Below are 25,860 nucleotides of genomic sequence, written 5' to 3' on the forward strand. Positions count from 1 at the left end.
TTGGTCGCGGCTCTCTTGGGTTGACATCGGAGGTTGAGCGCAACCTATCCAATGACTTCACAGGGGTCAAATGAGGGCAAACCACCGGCCCGCTGCTCGAGCTTGACGTATCTAAACGCTTGGACCATCGGCTGCGACAGAAAACAGCATTGCAAACTCGGAGTTAAAGGCCGCTAATCCGAGGTACCCCCCGGCTGCGCGCGATATGGATATTGATGTCGCGCGAACGATTTCGGCTGTCCTCTCGCGGATCACGCCCGGCGTCGGCATCGGTTCCGTCGCCTCGCTGGGCCCGCCATTGACCTGGATCAATCGCCGAAGTTGTCGATAGTGCTCATCGATCGTGGCGGTCATAATGCGGTCGGAACGGCTGACCAAGTTTGCGCCGCTGCACCGGCGGCACAACCACGAACCAATCCGGACATGACGCTACAGTTTCTTGTCGGCATGCTGGTCAGCATGACCAATATCGGGCTTCACGCGCTGGTGACGGTCGTCGCCGTCGGGATCGCCCGCAACGCGGGCCTGCGTCGCACCGCGCGACCGAGATTGCATCTGATGGGCGTGATGATCGCGACTGCCGTCGCCTTGATGGTCGCGCACACGGCGGAGGTCCTTGTGTGGGCCGCGACTTACGCCATCGTCCAGGCCGCGGCGGCCGACAGCGATCTGCTCTACTTTGGGTTCGTCAACTACACGACGCTCGGTTACGGCGACATCACGCCGGTCCGCGAATGGCGGCTGATCGGCCCGTTGACCGCCATGAACGGCGTTCTGCTGTTCGGCTGGTCCGCCGCCATTCTGTTCGAGGTCTTGCGCAAGACGCTCGACCATCTCGGCCTGACCGAGGCGCCACCGCCGACCTGATGCGGCCGCGGAGGGCCCCATCCCCCGTCGTTCGTCAATCGCGATCGATGTCTCGCCAGGTCAAGGTTGCAGATCGAGGCTCGCGAGCTGGTGCCGGTCCAGCAGCGCGATCTGGCGCTGGGTGTTGCCGACAAAGCCGAGAACGCCGAGTTCATGCAGCCGCGACAGGGCGCGAGATACGGTTTCCAGCGTCAGGCCGAGATAATCGGCGATATCGCGCCGCGACATCGGAAGCGCCATGACGCCCGCCGCCGTCAGCCGCTTGTCCATTTCGAGCAGGAATGCCGCGACCCGCTCCAGCGAGGTCTTGCGGCCGAGCAGCAGCATGTGGTCCTCCGCATGCTGGAGATTGTTCGTGGTCATGCTGAGTAGGTTTCTGGCCACCATGGCATCGCTCTCGGCCACCGTTTCGAGACTTTGCCGCCTGATCAGGCGCACCGTGGTGTCGACGATCGCCTCCGTCGTGAACCGGTGCTCGTTGCCGTTCTCGAGCCCGAAGATGTCGCCGACGAGGTGGAACGCCCCGATCTGCCTGCGGCCGTCCGACAGCAGCTTGTAACTTCGTACCGCGCCAGACTTGACCTGATAGACGTACTCGGCCGGCTCTTTCTCGCCGTAAATCTCGGTGCCTTTTTTATACGAAAATTCACTTAAATTGACGAGCGCAGTTGATTCACCGGTCACGCCGAGATCACGGAGGGAATTGGGGCGCGGCGCGGATTCGGCTGTGATGCGGATGAACATAGGCCAACTCCTCAGCTAAACGCCGAATTGGTCTGTCGGACAAAAAAATCTCGCGGCGGGAAATGCGCCGCGCAATCCCACTCCCGCCGAAGTCGATTTAGGACTAATGCGGTATTCCAATCCATTGTCCCAAGGTTCAATGTACCATGGGACAGCACGGTCGTTTTGCTGCGCGGAGTGAGAAGAATTTGATGCAGTCGGAAAGTTTTATGTTGCGAAGTTCATGTTTCGATTTTTGAACCGTTTGGCGTTCGCGCCAGGTCGGTTAAAGAACTCATTTATGATTGGATTCTGCGCGAGGTGAGTGGTGCCCGGCTTGGTTCATGTGGTCGATGACGACGCATCGTTCCGGACGGCGATCGAGCGCCGGCTGAAGCTCGCCGGCTATGAGGTCGCGACCTATGCATCGGCGCAGGACCTCCTGGATGCCGCGCCGGACGAGGAGCAGCCGGGATGCATCCTGCTCGACGTGCGTATCCCGGGATTGAGCGGCCCCGAGTTGCAAAGCCGCCTGATCGCCTCGGGTTCGACGCTGCCCATCATATTCCTCACCGGTCACGCCGACACGCCGACCACCGTGCAGGCCATCAAGGCGGGGGCGGAGGATTTCCTGACCAAGCCGGTGTCATCGGAGCAGTTGCTAGATGCGATCGGGCGCGCGCTGTCGCGGCAGGACGCCGCGCGCAATCAGCGCGGCAAGCTCGAGGCCTTTCGCGCGCACCTCGCGACGTTGACGCAGCGCGAACGTCAGGTGTTCGATCTCATCGTCCGCGGCAAGATCAACAAGCAGATCGCCTATGAGCTTGGAACGACCGAGCGCACCGTGAAAGCGCACCGTCACCAGGTGATGGAAAAGATGCAGGTCCATTCGCTTGCGGAGCTCGTATCGATCGCGGAGCGGCTTGGAATGCTCGACTCGAACGGCCGTTAGCCGTTCTGTCACTCGAACGCGGTTCCCGCGATGTCATTGCCCCAAAGGACAATATGAAGTTCGTCGACGTGGTGCTGCGATGCATTCGCGGCACGCGTGGCGTTCGTACCTTTCGCAGGAGAGGCTGGCCGCACGTGTTGTCTGCCGGTGCCGCGCATCACTGTTTCGTGCCGGGTCCCCGAAAGGTCGCTTCCTTGCCGACGCGCGAATCCGTTTTTGTCGTCGATGACGATCCATCCATGCGAGCCAGCATGAGCAGGTTGTTGCGCGCGCACGGCTTCGTCGCGACGCTGTTCGAATCCGGGAGCGCCTTGTTCGACTACGGGCGTTTCGACAGTGCGATATGCATCGTCCTCGACATCAATATCGACGGAATGTCTGGCATCGATTTGCGCCGCAGATTGGCCGAGGAAGGCGTCATCGCACCGGTGATCTACATCACCGGCAACGACAGCGCGGCGAACCGTGCCGCGGCGATCGCGTCGGGTTGCGTCGCGTATCTGACGAAGCCGTTTACCGCGCAGTCGCTGATCGATTCGGTCGCCCGCGCATCGGCCGCCTAAAGCATGATCCGGAAAAGTGCGAAGCGGTTTTCCGGAAAGATCATGCGTATACGACAATCTAAAGCGCGATGACGATCCATCCAAATCTCATCGCGCCTTAGCGCGGCGGGGCCGCTCATTCATCGACATATTGCTCGAGCGTCCTGGCCGGTGCGCCCTTGTGGGCCGAGGCGAACTGCGCCAGCGGCACCGATGTGGTCAAAGCCAGCATGTTCGAGTCGACGACCTCGAGCGCCAGCGTCTTTCCCGTCGCCATCTGCCTGATGATTTCGGGCGGCGCGACGTCGGCGGCAATGCACGCGTTGGTCAGGCACCAGCTATAGGGGAAGCGGAAGGCGGTGCCCTGGTCGACACTCAGCTTGGCCGGCTGCTGAAGGTACATGCCGACGGGCACGAAGAGTTGCAGCCGTGACGTCGATGTCCCCTCGCGCTCGATCAGGTCCACGCGCACGGCGATCTGGCCGGTCGGGAATTTTCCGGTGATGGACGTCCGGCACAGCGTCGGCGCGCCGCCGGCCTTGAAGCACAGCTTTTGCCAGTCGCCGTAAGTGATGTCCCTGGCCTCGCGCTGGCCACGGATCGCCACTTCCGGCGGCTTGTCCGCATCCGCTTTCCTTGGTGCGGCGGCTCCGGAGGACGTCGTGATGCCGGCGATGATGAACGCCAGCAGTCCTGCTAGACGAGTGTTCGCGTTGGGCATGAAAGCGCCTCCAGGGCCACGCTCTATTTCTGTGCGTCGAGAAACGTCGTCACCAGCGGCGACCAGAGCGGGATCGCATCCGGCGAACCGATGAAGAAGTGCCCCTCGTTGCCGAACGGCGGCATCAGGTGATACTCGGCCCGGCCGCCGGCGGCCGTGAAAGCTTGATGCATGCGCTTCGACAGGTCAGGGCCGAAGAAGGTATCGTTCTCGATGTAGATCCACAGCATCGGCACCCGCGAGGTGGCGCCGAAATGTCCGGTGGCCTCGACCAGCTTGTCGGGCGCGCAATTGTTGTTCGGCTTGCCGCCGACCCGGCCGCCGCGACCGGCGGCAAAGGTGATGATGGCCTTCACCGGCGGCGGGTTGACGCTCGACAGGGCGATCGAAGCCCAGCCGCCGGCGGATTGGCCGACCACGATCACGTCCTTCGGAATGACGCGTTTCTCGGCGGCGAGGTAGTCGATGATCCAGAGATCGACCTGCGCAACGGCAAGGCCCGCATCGAGGAAATTGGGGTTCGTGCACTTGCCGACCTTTGAGAAGAACGGCCCGTAGAGCGCGCGTTCGGGGATGTCGATGGCGGCCGCGCCGTAGCCGCTGCCGACCGGCGCGACCACGAGGTAACCGCGCCTTGCGAACCATTTGGCGGCATCGCGGAATTCCACCAGAGGAAAGAAGCTGCGGTCGGTTGGGTTGAGCGAGACGCCGTGGTTCATGATGACCAGCGGGAAGGGGCCATCGCCGACCGGACGCACCAGATAGGCGAACATCGGTAGCGGCAGCGGCAGCGCCCAGATCTCTTCCTGGATCCGGACGTCATCCTCGGCGCGCGCGGTCGCGACGAAAGCGACCAGCACGAGCAGGAGGGCCGCGAAGCATCCCCGCACTGAGTTGACCGGTTGCCGCATCGCTGCTCCCCCTTATCCGGTGTAGGTGGCAGCCACGATGATCGGGCCGAGCACGGTCAGCACCACGTTTCCGACGGCGTAGGGGACGGCGACGCCGAGCACCGGCGTCTGGCTCTCGGCCACCTCGCACGCGCCGGTCACGGCGGCGTCGACAGTCATGGCGCCGGCCAGTGCGCCGCAGGTCAAGACCGGGTTCATGCGCAACACGTAGAAGGCAAACAGCGTCGCGACGATCAGCGGCACGATCGTGACGACGAGGCCCATGCCGACCAGAAGCAGCCCATGGGCCTGGATCGCGGCCCAGGCGGCGGCGCCGTTGCCGAGCCCGATCGCCGCGATGAAGCCGCCGAGCCCGAGATCGCTCAGGGTCTGCTGCGCAGCCGGCGGCATCGCGCCCATCGAGGGCTTGCGCGACCGCAGCCAGCCGCAGACGAGGCCCGCAATCAGCGCGCCGCCGCCGCCGCCGAGCGTGAGCGCGACGCCGCCGATCCTGAAGCTGACGAGCCCTGCGAGCAGGCCGGCCGCAATGCCGGCGGCGAGAAAGGCGATGTCGGTGCGATCACCCGCGCGAAGGATCTGGCCGATGGCTTTTGCGGCGCGCTCGATGTTGCGCGTGCTGCCGACCAGCGTCATGACGTCGCCGACATAGATTCGCGTCTCCGCGCTCAACGGCACCTCGCGGCCCATGCGGGCGAGGCCGCGCAGAAAAACCCCCCGCGCGTCGACGCCGACCCGCGCCGCGATCTCCTGGATCGAGCGGCCGTGGAGATGGCGATTGTCCACGAGCACTTCGAGCACGTTGCCCGGCACGGCCTTGAGGATTTCGTCGGCGTCGATCTCGGTGCCGATGATGGGTCTGGCGGCGACAATGATCGCGGTCCGGCCGGCGATGACGATGTCGTCGCCGGCTTGGAGCACGGTCTCCAGATGCGGCTCGACGTCCGCGCCCTGGCGGACGATGCGCTCGACGACCGTGCGGCTTCCGATTTCCTCCTCGATCGATTTGACGGTGCGCCCGGCGCCCGCGGTCACGCGATAGGCGCGGGCCTGGAACTTGCGATAGGAGAGGTTCTCGGTTTTTGGTGGATCGCCGCCGGCGAGCTCCGCCTCGAGCTTCTTCGCTTCGGCCTTCAGGTCGATCCGCATCAGCTTCGGCGCGACGAAGGGGACGAACAGCAGTGTCAGGATATAGCCGAGGACATACGTCACGGCGTAACCGGCCGCGATATTGGCCTCCTGCTGCTTCAGCACCTCACTCGGCAGCCCGAGCTGGGCCAGCGCGCCCGAGGCGGTGCCGATGACCGACGATTGGGTCAGGGCTCCGGCCGCGATTCCGGATGCGGTGCCGGGATCGAGCCGGAAGCCTTGGGCAAACAGCAGGACGATAACGAGGCCGGTGCCGCCCAGCACCAGCGCCATGGCGACCTGGGCGAGCGTGCGGACGCTCAAGGAGGCGAAGAACTCCGGTCCCGACCGATAGCCGATCGTGAACACGAACAGGCTGAACAGGATGATGCGGAGCAGCGGCGGGAATGTAAAGCTGCCGAGCTGGCCGAGCAGCACGGAGACGATCAGGATGCAGGCCGTGGTGCCGACGGCAAAGCCGCGGATCCGGACGCGGCCCAGGATGGTCCCGACGGCAACTGCGAGCAGCAGAAAAATCTCCGGAGCCGCGGAGATGATCCATCTGACGGTATTCATGGCGCATTTCCCCCGGCGCTTTGCGTCGATCTGATTCTCGAAATCGCGGGGTTGCTTGATCCAGATCAAGCCCCGCGGGCGAGGGGACTCCGCCTATCGGCGCATGCTGAACTTGCGACAGTCTCCGTTGCCGACATGAGTACTCTGGATGTCGCTGCCGGCGCGATACGCCGCGACGAAACCGTGGAGATCGTTCTGCTGCTCGCCTTCGCCGGCGGCTATATCGATGCCTATACCTGGATTGTCCACGGCGTGATGGCGAATGCCCAGACCGCCAACCTGATCTTTCTCTGGGTCCATGCGACGGCCGGAGAGTGGACGAAGGGACTTCACTTCGTGCCGCCAATGCTGGCCTTTGCGGTGGGCATCGTGATCGCGGCCTGGTTGCGCCGCGCCGCCGGCGAACGCGCGAGCGCCATCAGCACGTTGATCGAGATCGTGCTCTTGATTGCGATCGGCATCCTGCATAACCGGCTGCCCGATCTTGCAGGCACGCTCGGCATCTCGCTCGTCGCCGCCATGCAGGCCGCGGTCTTCACGCGCGTGGAGGGCACGGTTTGCAGCACGGTGATGATCACCGGCAACATGCGCCAGGCGATCGAAACCATTTTCGCGGTCGTATCCGCAAGCGCGCCGCTCGGGACGCTGCGCCGGTCGGGCATCTTCTTCGCATTGTGCGCGGTGTTCGGCTTCGGCGCCGCCTCCGGTGCCTTGGCCACCAAGGCAATCCCCGATCTCGCGCTCGGTCTTCCCGTCGTCGCATTGCTGATCGTTCTATTGCGCTGCGAAGCGCCGCGTCGGGAGGTCGTCCGATGAATCAGTTCCCCAAACCGACCTGGATGCAGTTCTTTCCGCCGGCCGGCTGGCTCGCCGGCTATGAGCCGAAATGGCTGCCGTCCGACGCCATCGCCGGCGTCACCCTCGCGGCCTATGCCATCCCGGTTTCGCTCGCCTATGCGGCGCTGGCCGGCCTGCCGCCACAAATCGGCGTGTACGGTTACATGCTCGGCGGCATCGGCTATGCGCTGCTTGGCTCGTCGCGGCAGCTTGCGGTCGGGCCGACCTCGGCGATCTCCCTGATGATCGCGGGCACCGTCGGCGCGCTGGCCGGAGGCGATGCAATCCGCTATGCGCAGATCGCGAGCCTTGCGGCTCTTGCGGTGGCGCTGCTGTGCTTCATCGCCTGGCTGTGCAAGCTCAGCGTCCTGGTCCGCCTCGTCAGTGACAGCATCTTGGTCGGCTTCAAGGCCGGTGCCGGGCTCACCATCATCATGAGCCAGCTGCCGAGCCTGCTCGGCGTTGCCGGCGGCGGCCACAATTTCTTCGACCGCGCCATCAAGCTGGTCGGGCAGCTTGGAACCATCAACCTGCTCGTGCTCGCCGTCGGCGCGGTCGCGCTGCTGCTCCTCCTGTTTGGCGAACGCCTTCTGCCGGGCAAACCGGTCGGCATCACCATCGTCGCGCTCGCGATCGGGACGGCGACGCTCCTTGGCCTGCCGGCGCTCGGTGTGCCCGTCACCGGGAAGATACCGGAAGGACTGCCGGCCATGGGCATTCCGACGCTCGGCCTGCTGGACTTCGACGACCTCTTCCCGCTCGCCGCGGGGTGTGTCTTGCTAGCCTATATCGAGGGCGTTTCGGCCGCCCGCAGCTTCGCCGCCAAGCACGGCTATCCCCTCGACGTCCGGCAGGAATTCCTGGGGCTGGGGGCCGCGAACCTTGTCGTCGCCTTCGGTCATGGCTATCCGGTTGCCGGCGGGCTGTCGCAATCGGCCGTCAATGACAGCGCCGGCGCACGGACGCCGCTCGCTTTGGTGATCTGCTCGGTGACGCTCGGGCTGTGCCTTCTGTTCTTCACAGGGCTGTTGACCAACCTGCCCAAGGCCGTGCTCGCAGCCATCGTCTTTGCCGCCGTCTACAAGCTCGTCGACGTCCGCGGGCTGCTGCGGATGTGGCAGGTCAGCCGGATCGACTTTTACGCCGCAACGATTGCGCTGGTCTCCGTGCTGCTGCTCGGAATCCTGCAAGGCGTGCTGCTGGCGTCGATCGCGTCGATCTTCTTGCTGCTGGCCCGGGCCTCGCGGCCAAACGTCGCGTTTCTCGGCCGCTTGCCCGGCAGCGGCCGTTACTCGGACAGTTCAAGGCACGCGGACGTCGAGCCGCTGATCGGCATCATCGCGTTCCGGCCCGAAGCCTCGCTGCTCTACATCAACGCCGAGACGATCCTGGAAACCGTCCTGGTCGTGCTTCGGCGCTCGCCTGAGATCCGGCTGGTGGTCTGCGATCTCTCGGCCTCGCCCTATATCGACCTCGCGGGTGCGCGCATGCTGCACGATCTCTACGACGAGTTCGCCGCGCGAAAGGTGATTTTCTCCATCGTCGGCGCGCACGCGCAGCTCCGCGACCTCTTGCGCGCGGAAGGGCTGGCGGAGCGGACGGATAGCGGCCAGTGGCTACGATCGCTCGACAGCGTTCTCGGCGACGAGCAGGCCGTGACGGCGCAGCGAAAGGCCTGAGCGAGCGTATTGCAATGCGAATGACCGCTGCCGCCGACGGTCTCGCCAGAATGCGGCCGACCGTTGACTTGGATCAATGGAGGCCCGGGCGCCGGACTCACGATGACGCTCATCCTCGCCCCAGGCGACGATCAAGCAACCATCAAGTGACCATCAAGGCACCGCCGAGAATCGGGAGAGACACATGGCCAAGGACACCAAGCCGGCGCAAAAGCGCATCGATCAGTTCTTTTCCGGACCCGGCGGCCGCGCGGACGATTGGCGTGACCTTGTGGAGGCCGCGAAGGTGTGGGCGCGCGTCGGCAACCGCGCCATCTACGATGCCGCGCTGGCCGATCTCTCGGTGACGGAGGAGTTCAACGGCTATCCCGGCCTGCACCTGATGGCGGCGCTGCGGGAGGCCGCAGCCGCAGGCGATGGAGCAACGTCACTGGCCCTTGCGACGCGGATCACCCAGGCGCTCGCGACGCGTTCCTTCCGCCAGCATGCCGGCGACTGGAGTGCGAAGGACGACGGCAATGGCGATGCGCCCGAACTGGTGTCGCCGACCTTCGGCGCCCATGCGGCGCGCCGGCCCTATTTCGAGACGCTGATCGTCACCGGCGTGTCGCCCGGCAACTGGCCGGCGCTCGCCGCCGAATGGCGCAAGCTGCGCCGCCCGGTCGATGGCTTCATCTATGAGCCCGTGATCGTCGGCAGTCTGGAAGATGCCTTCTGCGCGACGATGCTCAATCCCAATATTGCGGCCGTCATCGTCAACGAAGGTTTTGGGCTGCGCTCGCGCCACAATGCACCGGTGCTGCGCTCGATCACCGCTGCGGCCGGGCTCAACGACGAATCCGACGCCTCTGCGCTCCGGCTCGCCCAGATCATCAAGCGCGTCCGTCCCGAGCTCGACCTCTACATGATCTCGAACCGCGACGTCGAGGAGTTGGCCGGGAATCCCGAGGCCAACGTCGTTCGCCGCATCTTCTACTCCGTCGAGGAGCTCCTCGAGTTGCATCTGTCGATCCTCGAAGGCATTCAGGATCGCTACGACACGCCATTCTTCGACAATCTCAAGAAATATGCGCAGCGTCCGATCGGTACGTTCCACGCGCTGCCGATCGCCCGCGGAAAGTCGATATTCAAGTCCGACTGGATCCGCGACATGGGCGAGTTCTACGGCCCGAACCTGTTCCTCGCCGAGAGCAGCGCCACCACCGGCGGCCTCGACAGCATGCTGGAGCCGACCGGCAACATCAAGAAGGCGCAGGAGAAGGCGGCGAGGGCGCTCGGCGCCGACCGCGTTTTCTTCGTCACCAACGGCACCTCGACCTCGAACAAGATGGCGGTGCAGGCGCTGCTGGCGCCCGGCGACATCGCGATCGTCGATCGCAACTGCCACAAGTCGCACCATTACGGCATGGTGCTGGCGGGCGCCCAGCCGCTCTATGTCGAAGCCTTCCCGATGACGGAATATTCGATGTATGGCGCGGTGCCGCTGAAGACGATCAAGCAGGCGCTGTTGGGCGCCAGGGCCGACGGCCGGCTCGACCGCGTCAAGATGGTCGACCTCACCAACTGCACCTTCGACGGCCACATCTACAACACCCGCCGCGTGATGGAGGAATGTCTGGCCATCAAGCCGGATCTCATCTTCCTCTGGGACGAGGCCTGGTTCGGCTTTGCGCGCTTCTCGCCGTTCCTGCGGCGGCGTACCGCGATGGGTGCGGCGAACGAGATCGAGGCGTGGATGCACGATCCGAAGTCGGTCGCGGCCCATGAGAAGCAACAGGCCGAGCTCGGCAAGAATCCGTCGGACGATGTGCTGCTCAAGACCAGGCTCATTCCCGATCCCAGACAGATCCGCTTGCGGGTCTACCAGACCAACTCGACCCACAAGTCGATGTCGGCGATCCGCCAGGGCTCCATGCTCTCGGTCAAGGACGTCGAATTCCACACTGTCGAGCAGCAGTTCAAGGAGGCCGTGTTCACCCACGCTTCAACCAGCCCGAACCAGCAGCTCATCGCCAGCCTCGACATCTCGCGGCGGCAGATGGAGCTGGAAGGTTACGGCCTCGTCGCCAATGCGATGGAGATCGCGCTTGCCATTCGCCAGGCGGTCAACAACAACCCGCTGATCTCGAAATATTTCCGCATCCTCGGCGCCGACACCATGGTGCCTGCCCAGTATCGCCAGAGCGGCTTTACCGATTATCTCGCCGCCGGCGTGAATTGGGTCAACACCCTCAAGAGCCTGGACGAGGACGAGTTCTGCCTCGATCCGACCCGCATGACGTTGGTGTGCGGCATGGCCGGCTATGACGGCACCCAGTTCAAGGGCATCCTCGCCAACGAGTACAACATCCAAGTCAACAAAACCTCGCGCAACTCGGTCCTGGTCCAGTCCAACATCAACAACACCCGTAGCGACGTCGCGCATCTCATCCGCGTCCTCGCCGAGATCGCGGGCGAGGTCGATCGCGGGCTGGCGCAGGGCGGTGCCAATGCGAAGAAGACCTTCGAAGCACGGGTCAAGAGCCTGATGACCGACGTGCCTGATCTGCCCAACTTCTCGCATTTCCACCCGAGCTTCCGCGGCGATGCCGGCAGCAAGACCAATGAAGGCGACATTCGCAGCGGCTTCTACGCGGCCTACGACGTGGCGGGTTGCGAGCATATCCGCCTCAACGATCCCGAGATCGATCGCCGGCTCAAGGCGGGACCGGAGCTCGTCTCAGCCAATTTCGTGATCCCGTATCCGCCGGGCTTCCCGATCATGGTGCCCGGTCAGGTCATCACGCAGGAGACGATCGACTTCATGCGCAAGCTCGATGTCAAGGAGATTCACGGCTACGACGCCAAGGAAGGGCTGAAGCTGGTGCGCGCCGAAGCCTTGGCCAAGATCGGCAAGCCGAAGCCGGGCGCTCAGCCCAAGCTCAAGGCCGCCTCGTAAACAGGGGACGAACATGCAGCCGTTTTTCACGTTCCTGCAGCAAAATCCGTATCTGCTGCTGTTCTTCGTCGTCGGTCTCGCCGTCTATATCGGCCGGGCCAGCATCAAGGGCTATGGCCTCGGCATGGTCGCCGGTGCCATCGTGGTGGGCGCCGGTCTTTCGGTATGGGCCTCCACCTATGGCGTGAAGCTCGAACTGAACAATTTTGCCAAAAGCCTGTTCTACTACCTCTTCATGTATGGCGTTGGCTTGCGGGTCGGACCGTCCTTCATCAACAGCCTGAAAGGCGACGGACTGAAGTTCTGCATCCTGGCCATGGTGTCGAGCGTCATCGGCCTGGCACTTGTCGTGATCGGCGCCAAGATGTTCTCGCTCCCGCCCGGCGCGGCCGGCGGCATGCTGGCGGGATCGCAGACCATGTCGGCGGCGATCGGTTCGGCCGAGCAGGCCATCACCTCCGGCGTCGTCAAACTGCCGGATGGGATGAAGCCAGAGGAAGCCTCCGGCATGATCGCGCTGTCCTACGGTATCACCTATATCTGGGGCACCGTCGGCATCATCCTGATCTGCAAATATCTGCCGCGCTGGTGGGGCGTCGATGCCAAGGCCGCCGCGAAGCAATACGAACGGGAATTCGGCGTCAAGGATCTCGAAGGCGGCGGCCTGACCGGCTATCGTCAGTTCGGCCTGCGGGCCTATCGGCTGGAGAACCCGGCGACGGTCGGCATCAGCATCGCGAAATTCCGCGCGATGAATCCGGAATACCGGATCGTCAATGTCGGGCGGAACGGCGAGCCGCAAGGCGCGGATGCCGACCTCGTGCTGCAAAAGGGCGACATCGTCGCCCTCGGCGGCTCGACCGAGCACCTCACCGAGAAGATGGGCCTGATCGGCCCGGAGGTTGCGGACGCCAAGACGCTCGGCATTCCCATGGACCAGGCGGACATCCTCATCACCAACAAGGAGATGGTGGGGCGCACCTTCGAGTCCTTCCGCGATACCGCGATCGCCGGCCAATTGCAGGTCACCAAGGTCGAGCGCGGCGGCGTGCAGATTCCGGCCGGTCTCAAGACCAAGCTGGAGCGGATGGACATCGTCTCGGTGGTCGGTCTGAAGTCCGCCGTCAACGAGCTCGGCGAGATGTGGGGGCGCATCGCGCGCAGCAACACCTCGACCGATCTGCTGACGCTGGCGGTCGGCATGATCATCGGCTTCCTGATCGGCAAGATCGAATTCCCGGCGTTCGGCGCCAAGATCGGCCTCGGCAACGCCGGCGGCCTGTTGCTGTCGGGTGTGATCGTGTCGTCGATCGTGTCGCGTCTGCGGTTCTTCGGCAACACGCCGAACGCGGCGCGCAATGTGCTGGAGGATCTCGGCCTCGTCGTCTTCGTCGCCATCGTCGGCATCAATGCCGGCGCGGGCCTCCTGTCGCAGCTCACGGGTGCGGTCGCCTTGAAGATCTTCCTCGTCGGCTTCATTGCCTGCACCATCCCGCCGTTCATCGTCTGGGCGATCGGCTTCCACGTCTTCAAGATCAACCCTGCCGTGCTGATGGGCGGCGTTGCCGGTGCGCGGTCGCATTCCGGCCCGTGCCGTGAGGCCGCTGTCGAGATCCAGAGCTCGGTGCCCTGGATCGGATTCCCGGTCGGCTACGCCGTATCGGGCATCCTGCTCACCGTGTTCGGCTACTTCGCGATGATTCTGGCGCAATGATCAAAAGGAGAAAGAAAGTCATGAATAAACTTGCTATCGGTGTCGCCCTGGCTGTCTCGATCGCAGCCGTCACCGGTTTCAGCACGCCCTCGCGTGCCGAGACCGGTGAGGTCGCCGTCGTCTTCACCAAGGGCGGCTTCATCGTCGGTGTCGGTGGCGGTGAGGGTGTTCTGCTTCTCAGGGGCAAGAAATACCCCTTCACCGTCTCCGGGATGAGCGTCGGCTTCACGATCGGCGCATCGACCAGCAAGTTCGTGGGCCGGGCCCTCAATCTGAGAGGACCAGCGTCGATCGAAGGGTCTTACGCGGTGGGCGGCGCCGGCGGCGCTGTCGCCGCGGGGGCCGGGGCTGTTCAATTGCAGAACGGCAATGGTGTGATCCTGCAGCTCACCGGTCCGAGGATCGGCGCAGAGGTGTCGGCTGCGGTCGGCGGCGTCACGATCCGTCTGAAGTGATCCCAAGGGCAATCAGGGCAAACGGGCTGCCTCACCGGCAGCCCTTTTCGCGTCTCAATACCGCTCGGCGACGAAATTCATCCCCTTCAGGCCGGCCTGGTCGTTGTAGCGGCCCTTGTCGGAGCGCTTCGGCAGCTTGATCTTGTCCTTCTTGATGCGCTTGTAGGGGATCGCGCCGAGGAGATGCGCGATGCAGTTCAGTCGCGCCCTGCGCTTGTCGTCGGAACGGATGATGTACCAGGGCGCTTCCTTCGTGCTGGTCTGCTTGAGCATCATATCGCGAGCTCGCGAATAGTCGTACCAACGCCGGTAGGATTCCAGATCCATCGGGCTCAGCTTCCATTGCCGCACGGGATCATCGATGCGGGCGTGGAAACGGCGCTCCTGTTCCTCCATTCCGACCTCGAGCCATATCTTGATCAGGATGATGCCGCCATCGATGACGTATCTCTCCATCTGTGGGCAGAGAGTGAGGAAGCGCTGGTGCTCGGCGGGCGCGACAAAGCCCATGACATATTCGACGCCGGCGCGATTGTACCAGCTCCGGTCGAAGATCACGATCTCGCCGCCGGCCGGAAACCTCTCCATGTAGCGCTGGAAGAAGAGCTGGGTCTTTTCGCGGTCCGACGGCGCCGGTAGCGCCACGACGCGGAACACGCGCGGGCTGACCTTCTCGGTGATCGCCTTGATCGTGCCGCCCTTGCCGGCCGCGTCACGGCCTTCGAACACGATGATCACCCGGAGCTTGTTCGCCCTGACATAGTCCTGGAGGTGACACAGCTCGACCTGGAGCTTTTCGAGCTCCTTCTCATAGGCCTTCCGCTTCATCTTCTCCGCGGGCGCGTCCTTGGCCATGCCGGTCCTCTCGCTGCTGCGCTCGTCGATCGTCCCCAAAATCAATCGTCCCAGGCAATGGTCACGCCGATATCGCCGGGCACACCGCCGGGGAAATCGATGATCTGGTAGGCGATGCGATAGCCGCGCGGCTTCAGATAGTCGGTCCAGAGCTGGAAGATCTCCTTGGGGATGCCCGTCAGTGTGTTCTCCCAGCCCTTTTCCATCTGGTTGATGGCGCGTCCCTTGTCGGTGCAGAGCGAGTTGGGGAAACGATAGACCAGCACTTCCGTCAGGCCGTTGCGCACCGCACGCTGGATGATGGTCGAGGCGAGCTTGATCTTCTCCTCCTCACTTTTGCCGGAAGGTTTGCTCAGGCGCTCGATCAGCGCGCGCTTCTCGGCCTCGGCGGCGGCGGCGAGGCGGACATATTCCTCGGCCTTCTCAGCCTCCTTGAGGGCGGCTTCCTTCCGAATCTGGGCGGCGTTGGGGATGAGATCGTCGAGGCCAGGCATGGCTGCGGCTCCTGATGGTTGTGCGATCAGCACCTCTGGAACGCTAGGTCTGGCAGGGGGCGCTCCCTTGATTCAAATCAAGCAAACAGCGAGACTGCCCGGACACAGTGCTGCACATGCACGTGACTGGGAGAGACGCTTGAGCGAGCAGCTTCATCCGATGGCCCCGCACCATCTGCCGTTCTATCTTGCGCCGGGGAGCGGGACCGACACGCTGATGGTGGTCATGGGCTTGTTCCTGATCGGCACCGTGCTCTGGGTCGGCACGCTGTATTGGAAACTGCACAGCCTGCCCGAGCGGATGGCGCACAAGTCGCAAAAACTGCAATTCGAGCTCGTCGCCGTGCTCGGCCTGATCTCCCTGTTCACGCACATGCACATCTTCTGGGTCGCGGGCCTCCTGCTCGCGTTGATCGATCTTCCCGATTTCGGAACGCCGCTGCGCAGCATTGCCGGGTCGGTCGAGAAGATTGCGGAGGCGACGCCGGCCGCCGACGGCGAGGACATCCGGACCGCGGCCGCGACGCCTTCGCCGGACAAGCCGGGACCCGTCAAGGAGAAGGAGCACAGCCATGTTTGAGCTGATGTTCTGCTCGCTGCTGACGATCCTGCCGGATTATCTCTATCGCCGCTACGCTCAGGGCAAACGTTTCGGCAAGGAGATCACCTTCTTCTCGATCTGGTACGAGCTGCGCTGGGGCATCACCGGCTGCCTGATGCTGACGGTGTCGCTGATCACCATGATCTTCTATTTCCATCCGGCGACGTCGTCGGCGGCTCTGTACTTCCGCACCGTGCCGATCCTGCCGGAAGGCTCGGGCCGCGTGGCCGAGGTCAAGGTCGGCTTCAGCGCGCCGGTGAAGAAGGGCGACGTTCTGTTCACGCTCGACCCCGCCAGGCAACGCGCCGCGTTCGAGACCGCCAAGCGGAAGGTCGCGGAGGTCGATGCCGCCATGCAGACGGCGCAGGCCGACGTGGTCAAGGCCGAGGCGCAGATCGGGGAGGCGAAAGCCAACCTTCAGCAGGCCAGGGATGAGCTCGAGGTCAAGAGCGAGCTCCAGCGCCGCAACCCCGGCATCGTTCCGCAGCGTGATATCGAAAAGCTCCAGGTCCTGGTCGATCAGCGCCAGTCCGGCGTCGATGCTGCGACGGCCGCGAAGCAATCCGCGTCCTTGCAGATCTCCATCCTGCTGCCGGCACAAAAGGCCAGCGCGGAGGCCGCGCTCGACCAGGCCCAGGTCGATCTCGACAAGACGGTCGTTCGTGCCGGCGTCGATGGGCGGGTCGAGCAATTCCTGGTTCGCCCCGGCGACGTCGTCAACCAGCTGATGCGTCCCGCAGGCGTGCTCATTCCCGAAGGCGCCGGCCGCAAGGTGCTTCAGGCCGGCTTCGGCCAGATCGAGGCGCAGGTCATGAAGGAGGGCATGGTGGCGGAAGCGACCTGCATCTCGAAGCCATGGGTGATCATCCCGATGGTGATCACGACGGTGCAGGACTACATCGCCGCCGGACAGTTTCGCTCCGGCGAGCAGCTGATCGATCCGCAGAACGCCGCCCGTCCGGGCACCATCCTGGTCTTCCTGGAGCCGCTCTACAAGGGCGGCCTCGATGGCGTGACGCCCGGCAGCAGCTGCATCGTCAACGCCTATACCAGCAACCACGAGGAAATCTCGGCGAAGGATACTCCGACCAGCCGGAAGATCGTCTTGCACGTCGTCGACGGCGTCGGCCTCGTGCATGCGCTCCTGCTGCGCATCCAGGCGCTGTTGCTGCCGATCCAGACGTTGGTTCTGAGCGGCCACTGACCGGCCGGAGGAAGGGAAAGCGGCATGGGTTCATCGAAAATGGGTTCATGGAAGGTGATCGGGCTCGGCGCGATATTGGTCTCGCTGGCAGTGCTGGACGGCAGCGCCAATGCGCTCGAACTCAACGGCGCGTGGGCCGGCGATCCCGACAATTGCGCCAAGGTGTTCGCGCGCAAGGGAACGCAGCTCGGCTTCACCGACATGTCCGACGTCTTTGGTGGCGGCTTCATCGTCGAAGGCGACCAGATCATCGGCAAGTTCGCGCGCTGCCGGATCAAGGCAAGAAAGGACAACGGCCCCAACGTCAACCTGATCGCGGCCTGCGCGACCGACATGATGCTGTCGAGCATTCAGTTCAGCCTGAAGGAGCTGGATGCAAATAGCCTGGTCCGGCTTTTCCCGGGCATGGAGGACATGGAGATCCGCTATCACCGTTGCCCGGCGCCTTAGCGACAGATTGTGCCGTTCGAGGCGCCGGCCGCATTCGCCGTGGGACTGTCCTGGAACGGCACACCGCGCGGGTGCCTGTGGGCGCGCCACCAGGCGCTGCCGAGAGGCATCTTTGCAGGCTGTCCGTGCTCCGCGATTCCCGCTAGAATTATCCGGAAAGCAGCCATCGGAAGCTGCGGGGATTGGAGCTGAGCGGACGCATGTCCACTGACTCGGTCAGGCCGTGGCCAGCCGCGGCCGCGCTGTTAGGCCTTGGCTTGTTCGTCGCCGTGTGCATGTTGCCCGAACGGGCCGGTGCCGTCGAGCGGAGCCTGCGCGGCGAGCTCAAGCGCGTCCTGGTGCTGCATTCCTTCGGCCGCGAGTTTCGGCCGTGGAGCGAGTATGCCCGGAGCATCAAGGCCGAGCTCGAGCGGCAATCACCCTGGCCGCTCGACATCCAGGAGCACGCGCTCCTCACGGCGCGCTTCAACAATCCCGGTCCCGAGGCTCCTTTCGTCGAGTATCTGCAATCGCTCTACCAGGGGGCGTTGCCCGACATCGTGTTGAGCATCGGTGCGCCCGCCGCCCGGTTTGCGCAGAGATACCGCGCGAGACTGTTCCCTGACACGCCGATGATCCTGTCCGCGGTCGAGAACCGGCTGATCGATCGCGCCGATCTCACTGATAACGACGTCGTCGTGGCGATCCACAACGATTTCATGGCCGCCTTCGGCAACATCCTTCAGCTCCTGCCGGACACCAGGACGATCGCGATCGTGATCGGCGCCTCGCCACTCGAGAGGTTCTGGGTCGAGGAGGTGAAGCGGGAGCTGAAGCCTCTGGACGAGCGGATAGAGCTCGTCTGGTATTCGGATTTGTCGTTCGAGGAGATCTTGAAACGTGCATCGAGGCTTCCGCCGCACACCGCGCTGTTCTGGGGCCTGATGTCGGTCGATGCCGCCGGGATCGTCCATGAGAGCGACATTGCGCTGCACAGCCTGCATGCAGTCGCGAATGCGCCGATTTTTTCCTACCAGGATCCGTTCTTCGGCGCCAACACCGTCGGCGGACCGATGCATTCGGTTGCGGAAACGAGCGCGAGGACCGTCAGCGCCGCGATCCGCGCGCTCGGCGGCGCGAAGCCTGCGAGCATCAGCTATGAGCCGCTCGGCTTCGCGGCACCGAGATATGATTGGCGGGAATTGCAGCGCTGGGGCATCAGTGAGAGTCGCTTGCCCCCCGGCAGTGAAATCCTGTTTCGCGAGCCGAACATCTGGGCGCGCTATCGCTGGCAGATGTTGATGATCTCGGCCGTATTCCTGGTGCAGGCGGGTCTCATCAGCGGGCTGCTGCACGAGCGCCGGCGGCGCCGGCTCGCCGAGGTCGAGTCGCGCCAGCGCCTGGCCGAGCTCGCTCACGCCAATCGCTATTCGGCCGTCGGCGAGTTGACCACCTCGATCGCCCACGAACTGAATCAGCCGCTCGGCTCGATCCTGACCAACGCCGAGACCGCGGAGCTGATGCTCAAGGCCGCTTCGCCCGACATCAACGAGGTCCGTCAGATCCTCGCTGACATCAGACGCGACGACCAGCGGGCCAGCGAAGTCATCCGCAGGCTGCGCAGCGTTCTGAAGAAGTCGCCTTTCGAGATCAAGGACATCGAGCTCAACGACACGGTGCGGGAAGCGATCGGTCTGGCGAGGGCGGTTGCCGATGGCCGCCGCATCGCGCTGAACTATGTGCCGGCGGTTGTCGACCTGCATGTCAAGGGCGATCCCGTGCAGCTACAGCAGGTCGTGCTCAACCTGATCATCAATGCGATGGACGCGGTCTCCGACGGGAACATGAGGAAGCGGGAGGTGAGCGTGACGACGCTCCGCGATGGCAACCAGGCCGAGATCAGGGTCGCCGACACCGGTCCGGGGATAGCGTCCGCCGATCTCGGCAATGTCTTCAATCCGTTCTTCACGACCAAGCCGCAGGGCATGGGCATGGGACTGGCGATTGCCAGGACCATCGTCGAGGCCCATCACGGCACGATTGCCGCCGAGAACGGACCATCGGGCGGCGCCCTGTTCACGGTCCGCCTCCCGATCGTCCGATAACAGCCGGTATCTTGATCTTGATCAAACCTCGCCGTCCGGTGAGGCCGTCCTTTCGCAATTGCGTCACGGGGACGGACGCGGGGACGATCGGAATGGTTGCGTGGTCATGAGGCGGCGTGAGTTCATCTCGCTGGTCGGTGCGGCGGCAGCGTTGCCGGCTTGGGCGAGGGCCCAGGAGGCAACGCCGTGGCGGTCGATGCCGTCGGTGGGCGTGCTGACCGGCAACGTCGCGGGCGATCCCGGCGCGCAGATGCGCGTCGACGCGTTCCAGCAGGGGCTTGCCGATCTCGGCTGGATCGCCAACCAGAACTACCGGCTCGAGGTGCGCTGGCCGGGCTCCAATCCGGCACGGCAGCAATTGGAGGCGCACGAACTCGTCGCTTCGGCGCCGGACGTACTGCTTGCGACCAGCACGGGAGCGACGCGGGCCCTGCGCGATGCGACGCAGAGGATTCCAATCGTTTTCGTCGGGCTCTCCGATCCCGTCGGAACCGGCCTCGTCGTCAACCTGGCGCGGCCGACCGGCAATCTCACCGGCTTCTCGCTCTATGAGCACTCGATGAGCGGGAAGTGGCTCAGTCTGCTCAAGGACATGGTGCCGGGCATCACGCATGCGGCCGTTCTGTTCAATCCGGAATCGGCACCCTATGCGCCGTTCTACGTCCAGGCCGCGCACCAGATGGAAAGCCGTCTCGGCATCAAGGTCGCCGGCGCCAGTGTTCGCAACGGAGCCGAGATCGCGGGCGTCATCGAGGCCGCGGCACGCACCGGCGCAGGGCTCGTCGTGCTGCCGGACGGCGGCTTCTTCGGTGCGCAGAGTGCGATGACGATTCCGTTGCTGGCGCAGCGTCGCGTGCCGGCAATCTTCGCGGTCCGCTTCTATGCGGCCAATGGCGGCCTGATGTCCTACGGTGCCGATCTGACCCAGCAGTTTCGCGATGGTGCCGGCTATGTCGCCCGCATTCTGCGCGGCGCCGACATCCGCACGCTCCCGGTGCAATTCGCCACAAAATTCGAGCTGGTCATCAACATGAAGGCAGCCAATGCGCTCGGGCTTACGGTGCCGGGCCGGCTTCTGATGGAGGCCGAGCTGATCGAGTGATGTCTCGGTGTCGCGTTGCAGCAGAAAGCGCGGCTCCGTTTCGTTGATCTTGATCAACATACCCCCGTGCCGCGATCCGATCTTCGCGGGCGCAAAGTTCGATGGAGGGTGGAATGTTTCGCTGCGGCAAGACCCTGATGGCGGTTGCCCTGATGCTGGCGATGCCGGTCGCGGCAATGGCGCAGACGGCCGACAAGCCGGCCGCCCCGAATACGCAGGCGCAGCCCGCAGGTCCGACAACGCCGGCGGCCGAGTTACTGAAGCCGGAGCAGCTCGAAGCTCTGGTTGCGCCGATCGCGCTTTATCCCGACGAGCTTCTCGCCAATGTGCTGGCCGCATCGACCTATCCGCTCGAAGTGGTGCAGGCCGACCGCTGGCTGAAGGAGCGCAAGACCCTGAAGGGCGACGCGCTGAAGACCGAGGTCGACAAGCAGGGCTGGGACGACAGCGTCAAGGCGCTCGCCAGCACCGCCGATGTCCTGACCATGATGAGCGACCAGCTCGAATGGACCAAGAAGCTCGGCGACGCCTTTCTCGCCCAGCAACCCGACGTGATGGATGCGATCCAGCGCCTGCGCAACAAGGCCTATGACAACAAGAAGCTGGTCACCACCAAGCAGCAGAAGGTCAGCGTCCAGTCCCAGGAAGGCAAGCAGGTCGTCGTGATCCAGCAAGCCAATCCCGCGGAGATGTACGTGCCGTATTACGATCCGGCGACGGTCTATGGCAGCTGGCCCTATGCCGAGTATCCGCCGTATTATTGGGGCTATCCGTCCTATATCGGTGCAGGAATGGTCGCGGCCGGCCTCGCTTTCGGCACCGCCTGGGCGATCGGGCGCTGGGGCAATTACTGGGGCGGCGGCTGCAACTGGGGCAACCGCAACGTCTACGTCAATCACCGCACCACCAACATCGGCAACGGCTGGCAGCACAATCCGGCCCATCGCCAGGGCGTGCGCTACAACAACACCAACGTGCAGCAGCGCTTCGGCAACAACAACATCAAGGCCGGCGCGTCGGACCGGATGGATTTCCGCGGTCGTGACGGCAACCAGGTGCTGCGTCCCGATCAGGGCGCTGGAGACCGGGCGGGCGATCGCGCGGGCGACCGTGCCGGGGATCGTGGTGGTGCGGGAGATCGCGCCGGTGATCGCGCCGGCAATCGTGGCGATCGGCCCGGCGGTGGTGACCGTGCCGGTGCTGCAGATCGCTCCAAGGGCGGTGGCGATCGCGCCAAGGGCGGTGGCGATCGCGCCAAGGGTGGCGGCGATCGTGCCAAGTCTGCGAACCGTGCGGGCGGCGGTGCTGCAGCGAACCGTGGCGGTGGCGGCAATCGCGGCGGCGCGATGAACGTCTCCTCCGGCAGGTCTGCGGCTGCGGCCTCTGCACGCGGGCGTTCGAGCATGGCGAGCATGCCGCGCGGTGGTGGCGGCGGACCGAGCATGGCCGGCCGTGGTGGCGGCGGCGGATTCCGTGGCGGCGGCGGAGGAGGCGGGCGCGGCGGTGGCGGCGGTGGCCGGCGTTCCGATATCGCGCTGAAGCACGACATCACACTGCTCGGTCATCTCGCGAGCGGCCTCGGCTACTACCGCTTCAGCTATATCGGCAACGACAAGGCCTATGTCGGCGTGATGGCGCAGGAGGTCGAGCAGGTGATGCCCGACGCCGTGACCCGCGGCAGCGATGGCTATCTGCGCGTCCAATACGAAAAGCTCGGGCTGACATTCCGCACCTACCGCGACTGGCTCGCCGGCGGCGCGAAGATCCCTGCGGAGGTGACGCCATGACTGGCCTGAAATCGATCGGCCTGAAATCGTCCGGCCTGAAATCGTCCGGCCTGAAATCGTTCCGCCGCGCGGTGTTGCCTGGCATCGTGGCGCTGGCGCTGCTAGGCTCTGCGTCGCAGGCGCAGCAATCCTACAAGACACCGGAGGACGCGGCCGCCGCGCTTGCGGCGGCGGTCAAGAGCGGACCGGGCGACATCCTGAAGGTGCTCGGCAAGGCCGCCGAGGACATCGTCTCCTCCGGCGACGAGGTCGCCGACAACGACATCCGCCAGCGCTTCACGTCGATGTACGACGCCAAGCATGGCATCAAGGCGGAGGGCAACAAGACCGCGACCCTGATGCTGGGACCGGACGATTTTCCGTTCCCGATTCCGATGGTCAACACCAAAACCGGCTGGGAGTTCGACACCGACGAGGGACGGATCGAGGTGCTCCGCCGCCGCATCGGCCGCAATGAGCTCGATGCGATCCAGACCGCGCTCGCCTATGTCGATGCACAGAACGAATATGCCGACAAGGATCGCGGCGAAGGCGCCGGCGTCTACGCGCAGCGCATCGTTTCCTCGCCCGGCAAGAAGGACGGCCTGTTCTGGCGCGACGACAGCGATCCGAGCCCGCTCGGCGCGCTGGCGGCGGAGGCCTCGAAGGAGGGCTATCGCGCAGGCGACGTCGGGCCTGCGCCCTACCACGGCTACTACTTCCGCATCCTCAAGGGGCAGGGCCCGGATGCCCCCGGCGGCGCGCTCAACTATGTCGTCAAGGGCAAGATGATCGGCGGCTTCGCGCTGATCGCCTGGCCTGCGGAGTACGGCAATTCCGGCGTGATGACGTTCCTGGTCAACCATGCCGGCACCGTCTACCAGAAGGATCTCGGCAACCGCACGGCGTTCATCGCCGAGCGCGCCACGCTGTTCGATCCCGACCAGACCTGGAAGAAGGTCGATGCCGCAAAACCGTGAAAGGCGCATGCGCGTGCTCCGCCTGATCGCAATGGTCCTGCTGGCACTCGGCCTCGTGCTGCCTGCGACGCCGTCCTTTGCGCAAGCGGCCGGTCACGTCAGGGCCAAGATCGTCAAGGGCGGCCTCGTGATCGGCGGCGGCGCCGGCAGCGGCGTGTTGACCTATCGCGGCAAGGCCTATCCGTTCAGGATATCAGGCATGAGCTTTGGCATCACGGTCGGCGCCACGGTCGGCCGGCTCGACGGCTGGGCCTCGGGTATCCGCGAGATCGGCGACTTCGCCGGCACCTACAGCTCCGTCGGCGGCGGCTTCGCTCTGGTCGGCGGCGTCAACGGCGTCCACCTGCGCAACGAGAAGGGCGTGACGATCGTGATGCAGGGGCCCAAAGCAGGCCTGGAGCTCGCTGCCAATATCAGCCAGATCACGATTTCCCTGCGGTAGGGCGTCCCGCTGGCGGACGCAGGATCAGGCCAGCTTCAGCGCCACGTGAACGGTATGTGGGTCGCTGGCCGTTGCCGGCTTGAACCCGGACTTTTCGAACACGCGGCGCATCGCCGTGTTTTCCGCCAGCACCTCCGCCGTCAGTTCCTTCAGCCCGGCATCCCGGGCGAGGGCGATCAGGTGACGCATCAGCAGCCCGCCGATGCCGCGTCCCTGCCAGGCGTCGATCACGGTGAAGGCCATCTCGGCGCTGCCGGGCTCCGATACGATATAGCGTCCGCCGCCCACGATGCGGATCCGGCCTGCATCCGTCGCGCACACCACCAGCGCCACGTGGTTCTCGAAATCGACATCGACGAAGAAGGCGCGCTCTTTGTCGGAGAAGTGACGCTTCGGCGCGAAGAACCGGCGCTGGAGCGATTGCGCGCTGGCTTGCTCCAGCGCGGCCAGCATGTCGGCCTCGTCATCCGGCCGCAATGCCCGGATCTCGACCGGCGTGCCGTCGCGCAGCTGGTCCGTCCGGGTATAACTTGCCGTATCCGACATGCGTTCGCGCCGCGATTGGTGGCCGACATTCGATGGCGTCGTTCGGCCGATGAGGCCGTGCGCCGGTCGCGTGCCGCTTGATCTGGATCAAGCCTGCGGTGCGAGACGGGCCGCTAGGCTCGCCGGACGGAGCCACTCCCGCGACGCAGGCCTCAAGCCTTGAAGACACTTCGCCAGCTTCTGTCCACCGATGAGATCGTCCAGCTCGTGATCCGGCTCGGATTGCTGGCCCTGCTGATCCTGTGGACGTTCCTGATCATTCGCCCCTTCGTGCCGATCCTGACCTGGAGCGCGGTGCTTGCGGTGGCGTTCTATCCGGTCTTCAGCTGGCTCGCCAAATGTCTCGGCGGCAGCCCGCGGACATCCGCGGCTCTCCTCACCCTGGTCATGCTTGGCGTCGTCATCGGCCCGGCGGCCTGGCTCGGCCTGAGCGCGGTCGAAGGGATCAAGGACCTCGCCGATCAACTCGGCAGCGGCGAGCTCGTGCTTCAGGCGGCTCCCGAGCGCATCAAGGATTGGCCCCTGGTCGGCCCGCAGCTCCACGAACTCTGGAATCAGGCCTACTCCAACATCCGCGCGGCCGTGCGCGAGGTTGCGCCGTATCTGAAGCCGATTGCCGGCATGATGCTGTCGTTCGCGGGCAGTGCCGGCCTCGGCACGCTCCAGTTCCTGATGTCGGTGCTGGTCGCCGGATTTCTCTTTCCCTATGGCCCGCAGCTCGTCGCTGCGATCCGCGGCTTCCTGTCCCGCATCGTGCCGGAACAGAGCGAGCATTTTCTCGAACTCGCAGGCGCGACCATCCGGGCCGTGTCGCAGGGCGTGATCGGCGTCGCGATCGTCCAGGCACTGCTGGCCGGAATCGGCTTCAAGCTCGCGGCCATTCCGAGCGCGGGCCTGCTGGCCGTCATTGTTCTGTTGCTGTCGATCGTGCAGATCGGCGCGGCGATCGTCCTCATTCCCGTCGTGATCTGGATCTGGATGGACAAGGACGTGACCACGGCACTGCTGCTGACGGTATTTCTCGTCATCGTCGGTCTCCTCGACAACATCCTGAAGCCGCTGGTCATGGGACGTGGGCTGACGACGCCGACGCTCGTGATCCTGATCGGGGTCATCGGCGGAACGCTCGCGCACGGGATCGTTGGCCTGTTCATCGGGCCGATCATCCTTTCGGTCTCCTGGGAACTCGCAGCGGCCTGGATCAGGACCGATCGCGCCGCGCCGGCCGCGCAGGTCGTCGCCGACCGTTGACTTAAATCAACGTCGGTCTTCGCCGCGCTTCTTGAATGTCCCAGC

24 protein-coding genes are annotated in these 25,860 nt (G+C 64.6%); 17 read left to right on the forward strand and 7 right to left on the reverse strand.

Features of this window, described 5'->3' with window-relative positions:
• The first annotated feature begins 423 nt into the window (after positions 1 to 423).
• On the forward strand, positions 424 to 867 hold the full coding sequence (locus RAD15_RS00070; RefSeq protein ID WP_458173148.1) for a potassium channel family protein: 444 nt from the start codon (positions 424 to 426) through the stop codon (positions 865 to 867).
• 60 nt (positions 868 to 927) lie between these two features.
• Here the strand turns inward: RAD15_RS00070 and RAD15_RS00075 are convergent, their stop codons facing one another.
• A complete protein-coding gene (locus RAD15_RS00075; RefSeq protein ID WP_458173150.1) occupies positions 928 to 1,611 on the reverse strand; it encodes a helix-turn-helix domain-containing protein in 684 nt (227 codons plus the stop codon).
• Between the two features lie 307 nt (positions 1,612 to 1,918).
• Between RAD15_RS00075 and RAD15_RS00080 the strand changes: the two genes are divergently transcribed.
• On the forward strand, positions 1,919 to 2,542 hold the full coding sequence (locus RAD15_RS00080; RefSeq protein ID WP_458173152.1) for a response regulator transcription factor: 624 nt from the start codon (positions 1,919 to 1,921) through the stop codon (positions 2,540 to 2,542).
• Positions 2,543 to 2,595: 53 nt separating this feature from the next.
• The gene (locus RAD15_RS00085; RefSeq protein ID WP_458173154.1) at positions 2,596 to 3,105 is read left to right on the forward strand and encodes a response regulator transcription factor; all 510 of its coding nucleotides are present in this window, start codon (positions 2,596 to 2,598) and stop codon (positions 3,103 to 3,105) included.
• A gap of 115 nt (positions 3,106 to 3,220) precedes the next feature.
• Here the strand turns inward: RAD15_RS00085 and RAD15_RS00090 are convergent, their stop codons facing one another.
• Genes RAD15_RS00090 through RAD15_RS00100 form a run of 3 tightly spaced genes read right to left on the reverse strand, consistent with a single transcriptional unit; the run spans position 3,221 to position 6,417 of the window.
• Positions 3,221 to 3,805: an invasion associated locus B family protein gene (locus RAD15_RS00090; protein WP_458173156.1), complete on the reverse strand. Its 585-nt coding sequence runs from the start codon at positions 3,803 to 3,805 to the stop codon at positions 3,221 to 3,223.
• 23 nt (positions 3,806 to 3,828) lie between these two features.
• Positions 3,829 to 4,716 (reverse strand): alpha/beta hydrolase family protein, encoded by an 888-nt coding sequence (locus RAD15_RS00095; RefSeq protein WP_458173158.1) that lies wholly within the window; start codon positions 4,714 to 4,716, stop codon positions 3,829 to 3,831.
• Between the two features lie 12 nt (positions 4,717 to 4,728).
• A complete protein-coding gene (locus tag RAD15_RS00100; RefSeq protein WP_458173160.1) occupies positions 4,729 to 6,417 on the reverse strand; it encodes an aspartate-alanine antiporter-like transporter in 1,689 nt (562 codons plus the stop codon).
• 135 nt (positions 6,418 to 6,552) lie between these two features.
• On the opposite strand from RAD15_RS00100, the gene RAD15_RS00105 reads away from it, so the two are divergent.
• The 5 genes from RAD15_RS00105 (at position 6,553) to RAD15_RS00125 (ending at position 14,040) form a co-directional block, all read left to right on the forward strand.
• Positions 6,553 to 7,233 (forward strand): YoaK family protein, encoded by a 681-nt coding sequence (locus tag RAD15_RS00105; RefSeq protein ID WP_458173162.1) that lies wholly within the window; start codon positions 6,553 to 6,555, stop codon positions 7,231 to 7,233.
• Positions 7,230 to 8,933 (forward strand): SulP family inorganic anion transporter, encoded by a 1,704-nt coding sequence (locus tag RAD15_RS00110; RefSeq protein WP_458173164.1) that lies wholly within the window; start codon positions 7,230 to 7,232, stop codon positions 8,931 to 8,933. The genes RAD15_RS00105 and RAD15_RS00110 overlap by 4 nt, the downstream gene beginning before the upstream one ends.
• Before the next feature lie 184 nt (positions 8,934 to 9,117).
• On the forward strand, positions 9,118 to 11,871 hold the full coding sequence (locus tag RAD15_RS00115; RefSeq protein WP_458173166.1) for a decarboxylase: 2,754 nt from the start codon (positions 9,118 to 9,120) through the stop codon (positions 11,869 to 11,871).
• Positions 11,872 to 11,884: 13 nt separating this feature from the next.
• Positions 11,885 to 13,585, forward strand: coding sequence for an aspartate:alanine exchanger family transporter (locus RAD15_RS00120; RefSeq protein WP_458173168.1), 1,701 nt, complete (start codon positions 11,885 to 11,887; stop codon positions 13,583 to 13,585).
• Between the two features lie 20 nt (positions 13,586 to 13,605).
• Entirely contained in the window at positions 13,606 to 14,040 is a 435-nt protein-coding gene (locus tag RAD15_RS00125; RefSeq protein WP_458173170.1) for a hypothetical protein, read from the forward strand.
• Between the two features lie 54 nt (positions 14,041 to 14,094).
• Here RAD15_RS00125 and ppk2 read toward each other — a convergent pair whose 3' ends face one another.
• Both ppk2 and RAD15_RS00135 read right to left on the reverse strand, forming a co-directional pair.
• Positions 14,095 to 14,895: a polyphosphate kinase 2 gene (ppk2, locus tag RAD15_RS00130; protein ID WP_458173172.1), complete on the reverse strand. Its 801-nt coding sequence runs from the start codon at positions 14,893 to 14,895 to the stop codon at positions 14,095 to 14,097.
• 41 nt (positions 14,896 to 14,936) lie between these two features.
• The gene (locus tag RAD15_RS00135) at positions 14,937 to 15,389 is read right to left on the reverse strand and encodes a hypothetical protein (protein ID WP_458173174.1); all 453 of its coding nucleotides are present in this window, start codon (positions 15,387 to 15,389) and stop codon (positions 14,937 to 14,939) included.
• 160 nt (positions 15,390 to 15,549) lie between these two features.
• Here RAD15_RS00135 and RAD15_RS00140 point away from each other — a divergent pair, with 160 nt between their 5' ends.
• The 8 genes from RAD15_RS00140 (at position 15,550) to RAD15_RS00175 (ending at position 24,018) form a co-directional block, all read left to right on the forward strand.
• Complete coding sequence (locus RAD15_RS00140) at positions 15,550 to 15,969, forward strand: hypothetical protein (protein ID WP_458174951.1); 420 nt, start codon at positions 15,550 to 15,552, stop codon at positions 15,967 to 15,969.
• The gene (locus tag RAD15_RS00145; protein WP_458173176.1) at positions 15,962 to 17,194 is read left to right on the forward strand and encodes an HlyD family secretion protein; all 1,233 of its coding nucleotides are present in this window, start codon (positions 15,962 to 15,964) and stop codon (positions 17,192 to 17,194) included. The genes RAD15_RS00140 and RAD15_RS00145 overlap by 8 nt, the downstream gene beginning before the upstream one ends.
• 24 nt (positions 17,195 to 17,218) lie before the next feature.
• Positions 17,219 to 17,644 carry a hypothetical protein gene (locus RAD15_RS00150; protein ID WP_458173178.1) on the forward strand — a complete coding sequence of 142 codons (426 nt, stop codon included), beginning with the start codon at positions 17,219 to 17,221 and terminating at the stop codon, positions 17,642 to 17,644.
• Positions 17,645 to 17,844: 200 nt separating this feature from the next.
• Entirely contained in the window at positions 17,845 to 19,728 is a 1,884-nt protein-coding gene (locus tag RAD15_RS00155; RefSeq protein ID WP_458173180.1) for a sensor histidine kinase, read from the forward strand.
• A gap of 106 nt (positions 19,729 to 19,834) precedes the next feature.
• The gene (locus RAD15_RS00160) at positions 19,835 to 20,830 is read left to right on the forward strand and encodes an ABC transporter substrate-binding protein (protein ID WP_458173182.1); all 996 of its coding nucleotides are present in this window, start codon (positions 19,835 to 19,837) and stop codon (positions 20,828 to 20,830) included.
• Positions 20,831 to 20,943: 113 nt separating this feature from the next.
• Positions 20,944 to 22,617 (forward strand): DUF3300 domain-containing protein, encoded by a 1,674-nt coding sequence (locus tag RAD15_RS00165; protein ID WP_458173184.1) that lies wholly within the window; start codon positions 20,944 to 20,946, stop codon positions 22,615 to 22,617.
• The gene (locus RAD15_RS00170; RefSeq protein ID WP_458173186.1) at positions 22,614 to 23,576 is read left to right on the forward strand and encodes a DUF2950 domain-containing protein; all 963 of its coding nucleotides are present in this window, start codon (positions 22,614 to 22,616) and stop codon (positions 23,574 to 23,576) included. The genes RAD15_RS00165 and RAD15_RS00170 overlap by 4 nt, the downstream gene beginning before the upstream one ends.
• Before the next feature lie 7 nt (positions 23,577 to 23,583).
• On the forward strand, positions 23,584 to 24,018 hold the full coding sequence (locus RAD15_RS00175; RefSeq protein ID WP_458173188.1) for a hypothetical protein: 435 nt from the start codon (positions 23,584 to 23,586) through the stop codon (positions 24,016 to 24,018).
• Between the two features lie 24 nt (positions 24,019 to 24,042).
• Here RAD15_RS00175 and RAD15_RS00180 read toward each other — a convergent pair whose 3' ends face one another.
• Entirely contained in the window at positions 24,043 to 24,564 is a 522-nt protein-coding gene (locus RAD15_RS00180; RefSeq protein WP_458173190.1) for an N-acetyltransferase family protein, read from the reverse strand.
• A 159-nt stretch (positions 24,565 to 24,723) separates the two neighbouring features.
• On the opposite strand from RAD15_RS00180, the gene RAD15_RS00185 reads away from it, so the two are divergent.
• Positions 24,724 to 25,815 carry an AI-2E family transporter gene (locus tag RAD15_RS00185; RefSeq protein ID WP_458173192.1) on the forward strand — a complete coding sequence of 364 codons (1,092 nt, stop codon included), beginning with the start codon at positions 24,724 to 24,726 and terminating at the stop codon, positions 25,813 to 25,815.
• Positions 25,816 to 25,860 lie beyond the last annotated feature (45 nt).

The sequence above is a fragment of the Bradyrhizobium sp. 14AA genome (assembly GCF_054185205.1).

Excerpts from the sequence above, each read along its gene's own strand:
- RAD15_RS00175 (WP_458173188.1), top strand. The coding sequence starts at position 23,584 with ATGCGCGTGCTCCGCCTGATCGCAATGGTCCTGCTGGCACTCGGCCTC.
- RAD15_RS00145 (WP_458173176.1), top strand. The coding sequence starts at position 15,962 with ATGTTTGAGCTGATGTTCTGCTCGCTGCTGACGATCCTGCCGGATTAT.
- RAD15_RS00120 (WP_458173168.1), top strand. The coding sequence starts at position 11,885 with ATGCAGCCGTTTTTCACGTTCCTGCAGCAAAATCCGTATCTGCTGCTG.
- RAD15_RS00160 (WP_458173182.1), top strand. The coding sequence starts at position 19,835 with ATGAGGCGGCGTGAGTTCATCTCGCTGGTCGGTGCGGCGGCAGCGTTG.
- RAD15_RS00090 (WP_458173156.1), bottom strand. The coding sequence starts at position 3,805 with ATGCCCAACGCGAACACTCGTCTAGCAGGACTGCTGGCGTTCATCATC.
- RAD15_RS00180 (WP_458173190.1), bottom strand. The coding sequence starts at position 24,564 with ATGTCGGATACGGCAAGTTATACCCGGACGGACCAGCTGCGCGACGGC.
- RAD15_RS00110 (WP_458173164.1), top strand. The coding sequence starts at position 7,230 with ATGAATCAGTTCCCCAAACCGACCTGGATGCAGTTCTTTCCGCCGGCC.
- RAD15_RS00135 (WP_458173174.1), bottom strand. The coding sequence starts at position 15,389 with ATGCCTGGCCTCGACGATCTCATCCCCAACGCCGCCCAGATTCGGAAG.
- RAD15_RS00070 (WP_458173148.1), top strand. The coding sequence starts at position 424 with ATGACGCTACAGTTTCTTGTCGGCATGCTGGTCAGCATGACCAATATC.
- ppk2 (WP_458173172.1), bottom strand. The coding sequence starts at position 14,895 with ATGGCCAAGGACGCGCCCGCGGAGAAGATGAAGCGGAAGGCCTATGAG.
- RAD15_RS00150 (WP_458173178.1), top strand. The coding sequence starts at position 17,219 with ATGGGTTCATCGAAAATGGGTTCATGGAAGGTGATCGGGCTCGGCGCG.
- RAD15_RS00170 (WP_458173186.1), top strand. The coding sequence starts at position 22,614 with ATGACTGGCCTGAAATCGATCGGCCTGAAATCGTCCGGCCTGAAATCG.
- RAD15_RS00115 (WP_458173166.1), top strand. The coding sequence starts at position 9,118 with ATGGCCAAGGACACCAAGCCGGCGCAAAAGCGCATCGATCAGTTCTTT.
- RAD15_RS00165 (WP_458173184.1), top strand. The coding sequence starts at position 20,944 with ATGTTTCGCTGCGGCAAGACCCTGATGGCGGTTGCCCTGATGCTGGCG.
- RAD15_RS00100 (WP_458173160.1), bottom strand. The coding sequence starts at position 6,417 with ATGAATACCGTCAGATGGATCATCTCCGCGGCTCCGGAGATTTTTCTG.
- RAD15_RS00125 (WP_458173170.1), top strand. The coding sequence starts at position 13,606 with ATGAATAAACTTGCTATCGGTGTCGCCCTGGCTGTCTCGATCGCAGCC.
- RAD15_RS00105 (WP_458173162.1), top strand. The coding sequence starts at position 6,553 with ATGAGTACTCTGGATGTCGCTGCCGGCGCGATACGCCGCGACGAAACC.
- RAD15_RS00085 (WP_458173154.1), top strand. The coding sequence starts at position 2,596 with ATGAAGTTCGTCGACGTGGTGCTGCGATGCATTCGCGGCACGCGTGGC.
- RAD15_RS00155 (WP_458173180.1), top strand. The coding sequence starts at position 17,845 with ATGTCCACTGACTCGGTCAGGCCGTGGCCAGCCGCGGCCGCGCTGTTA.
- RAD15_RS00095 (WP_458173158.1), bottom strand. The coding sequence starts at position 4,716 with ATGCGGCAACCGGTCAACTCAGTGCGGGGATGCTTCGCGGCCCTCCTG.
- RAD15_RS00140 (WP_458174951.1), top strand. The coding sequence starts at position 15,550 with ATGGCCCCGCACCATCTGCCGTTCTATCTTGCGCCGGGGAGCGGGACC.
- RAD15_RS00075 (WP_458173150.1), bottom strand. The coding sequence starts at position 1,611 with ATGTTCATCCGCATCACAGCCGAATCCGCGCCGCGCCCCAATTCCCTC.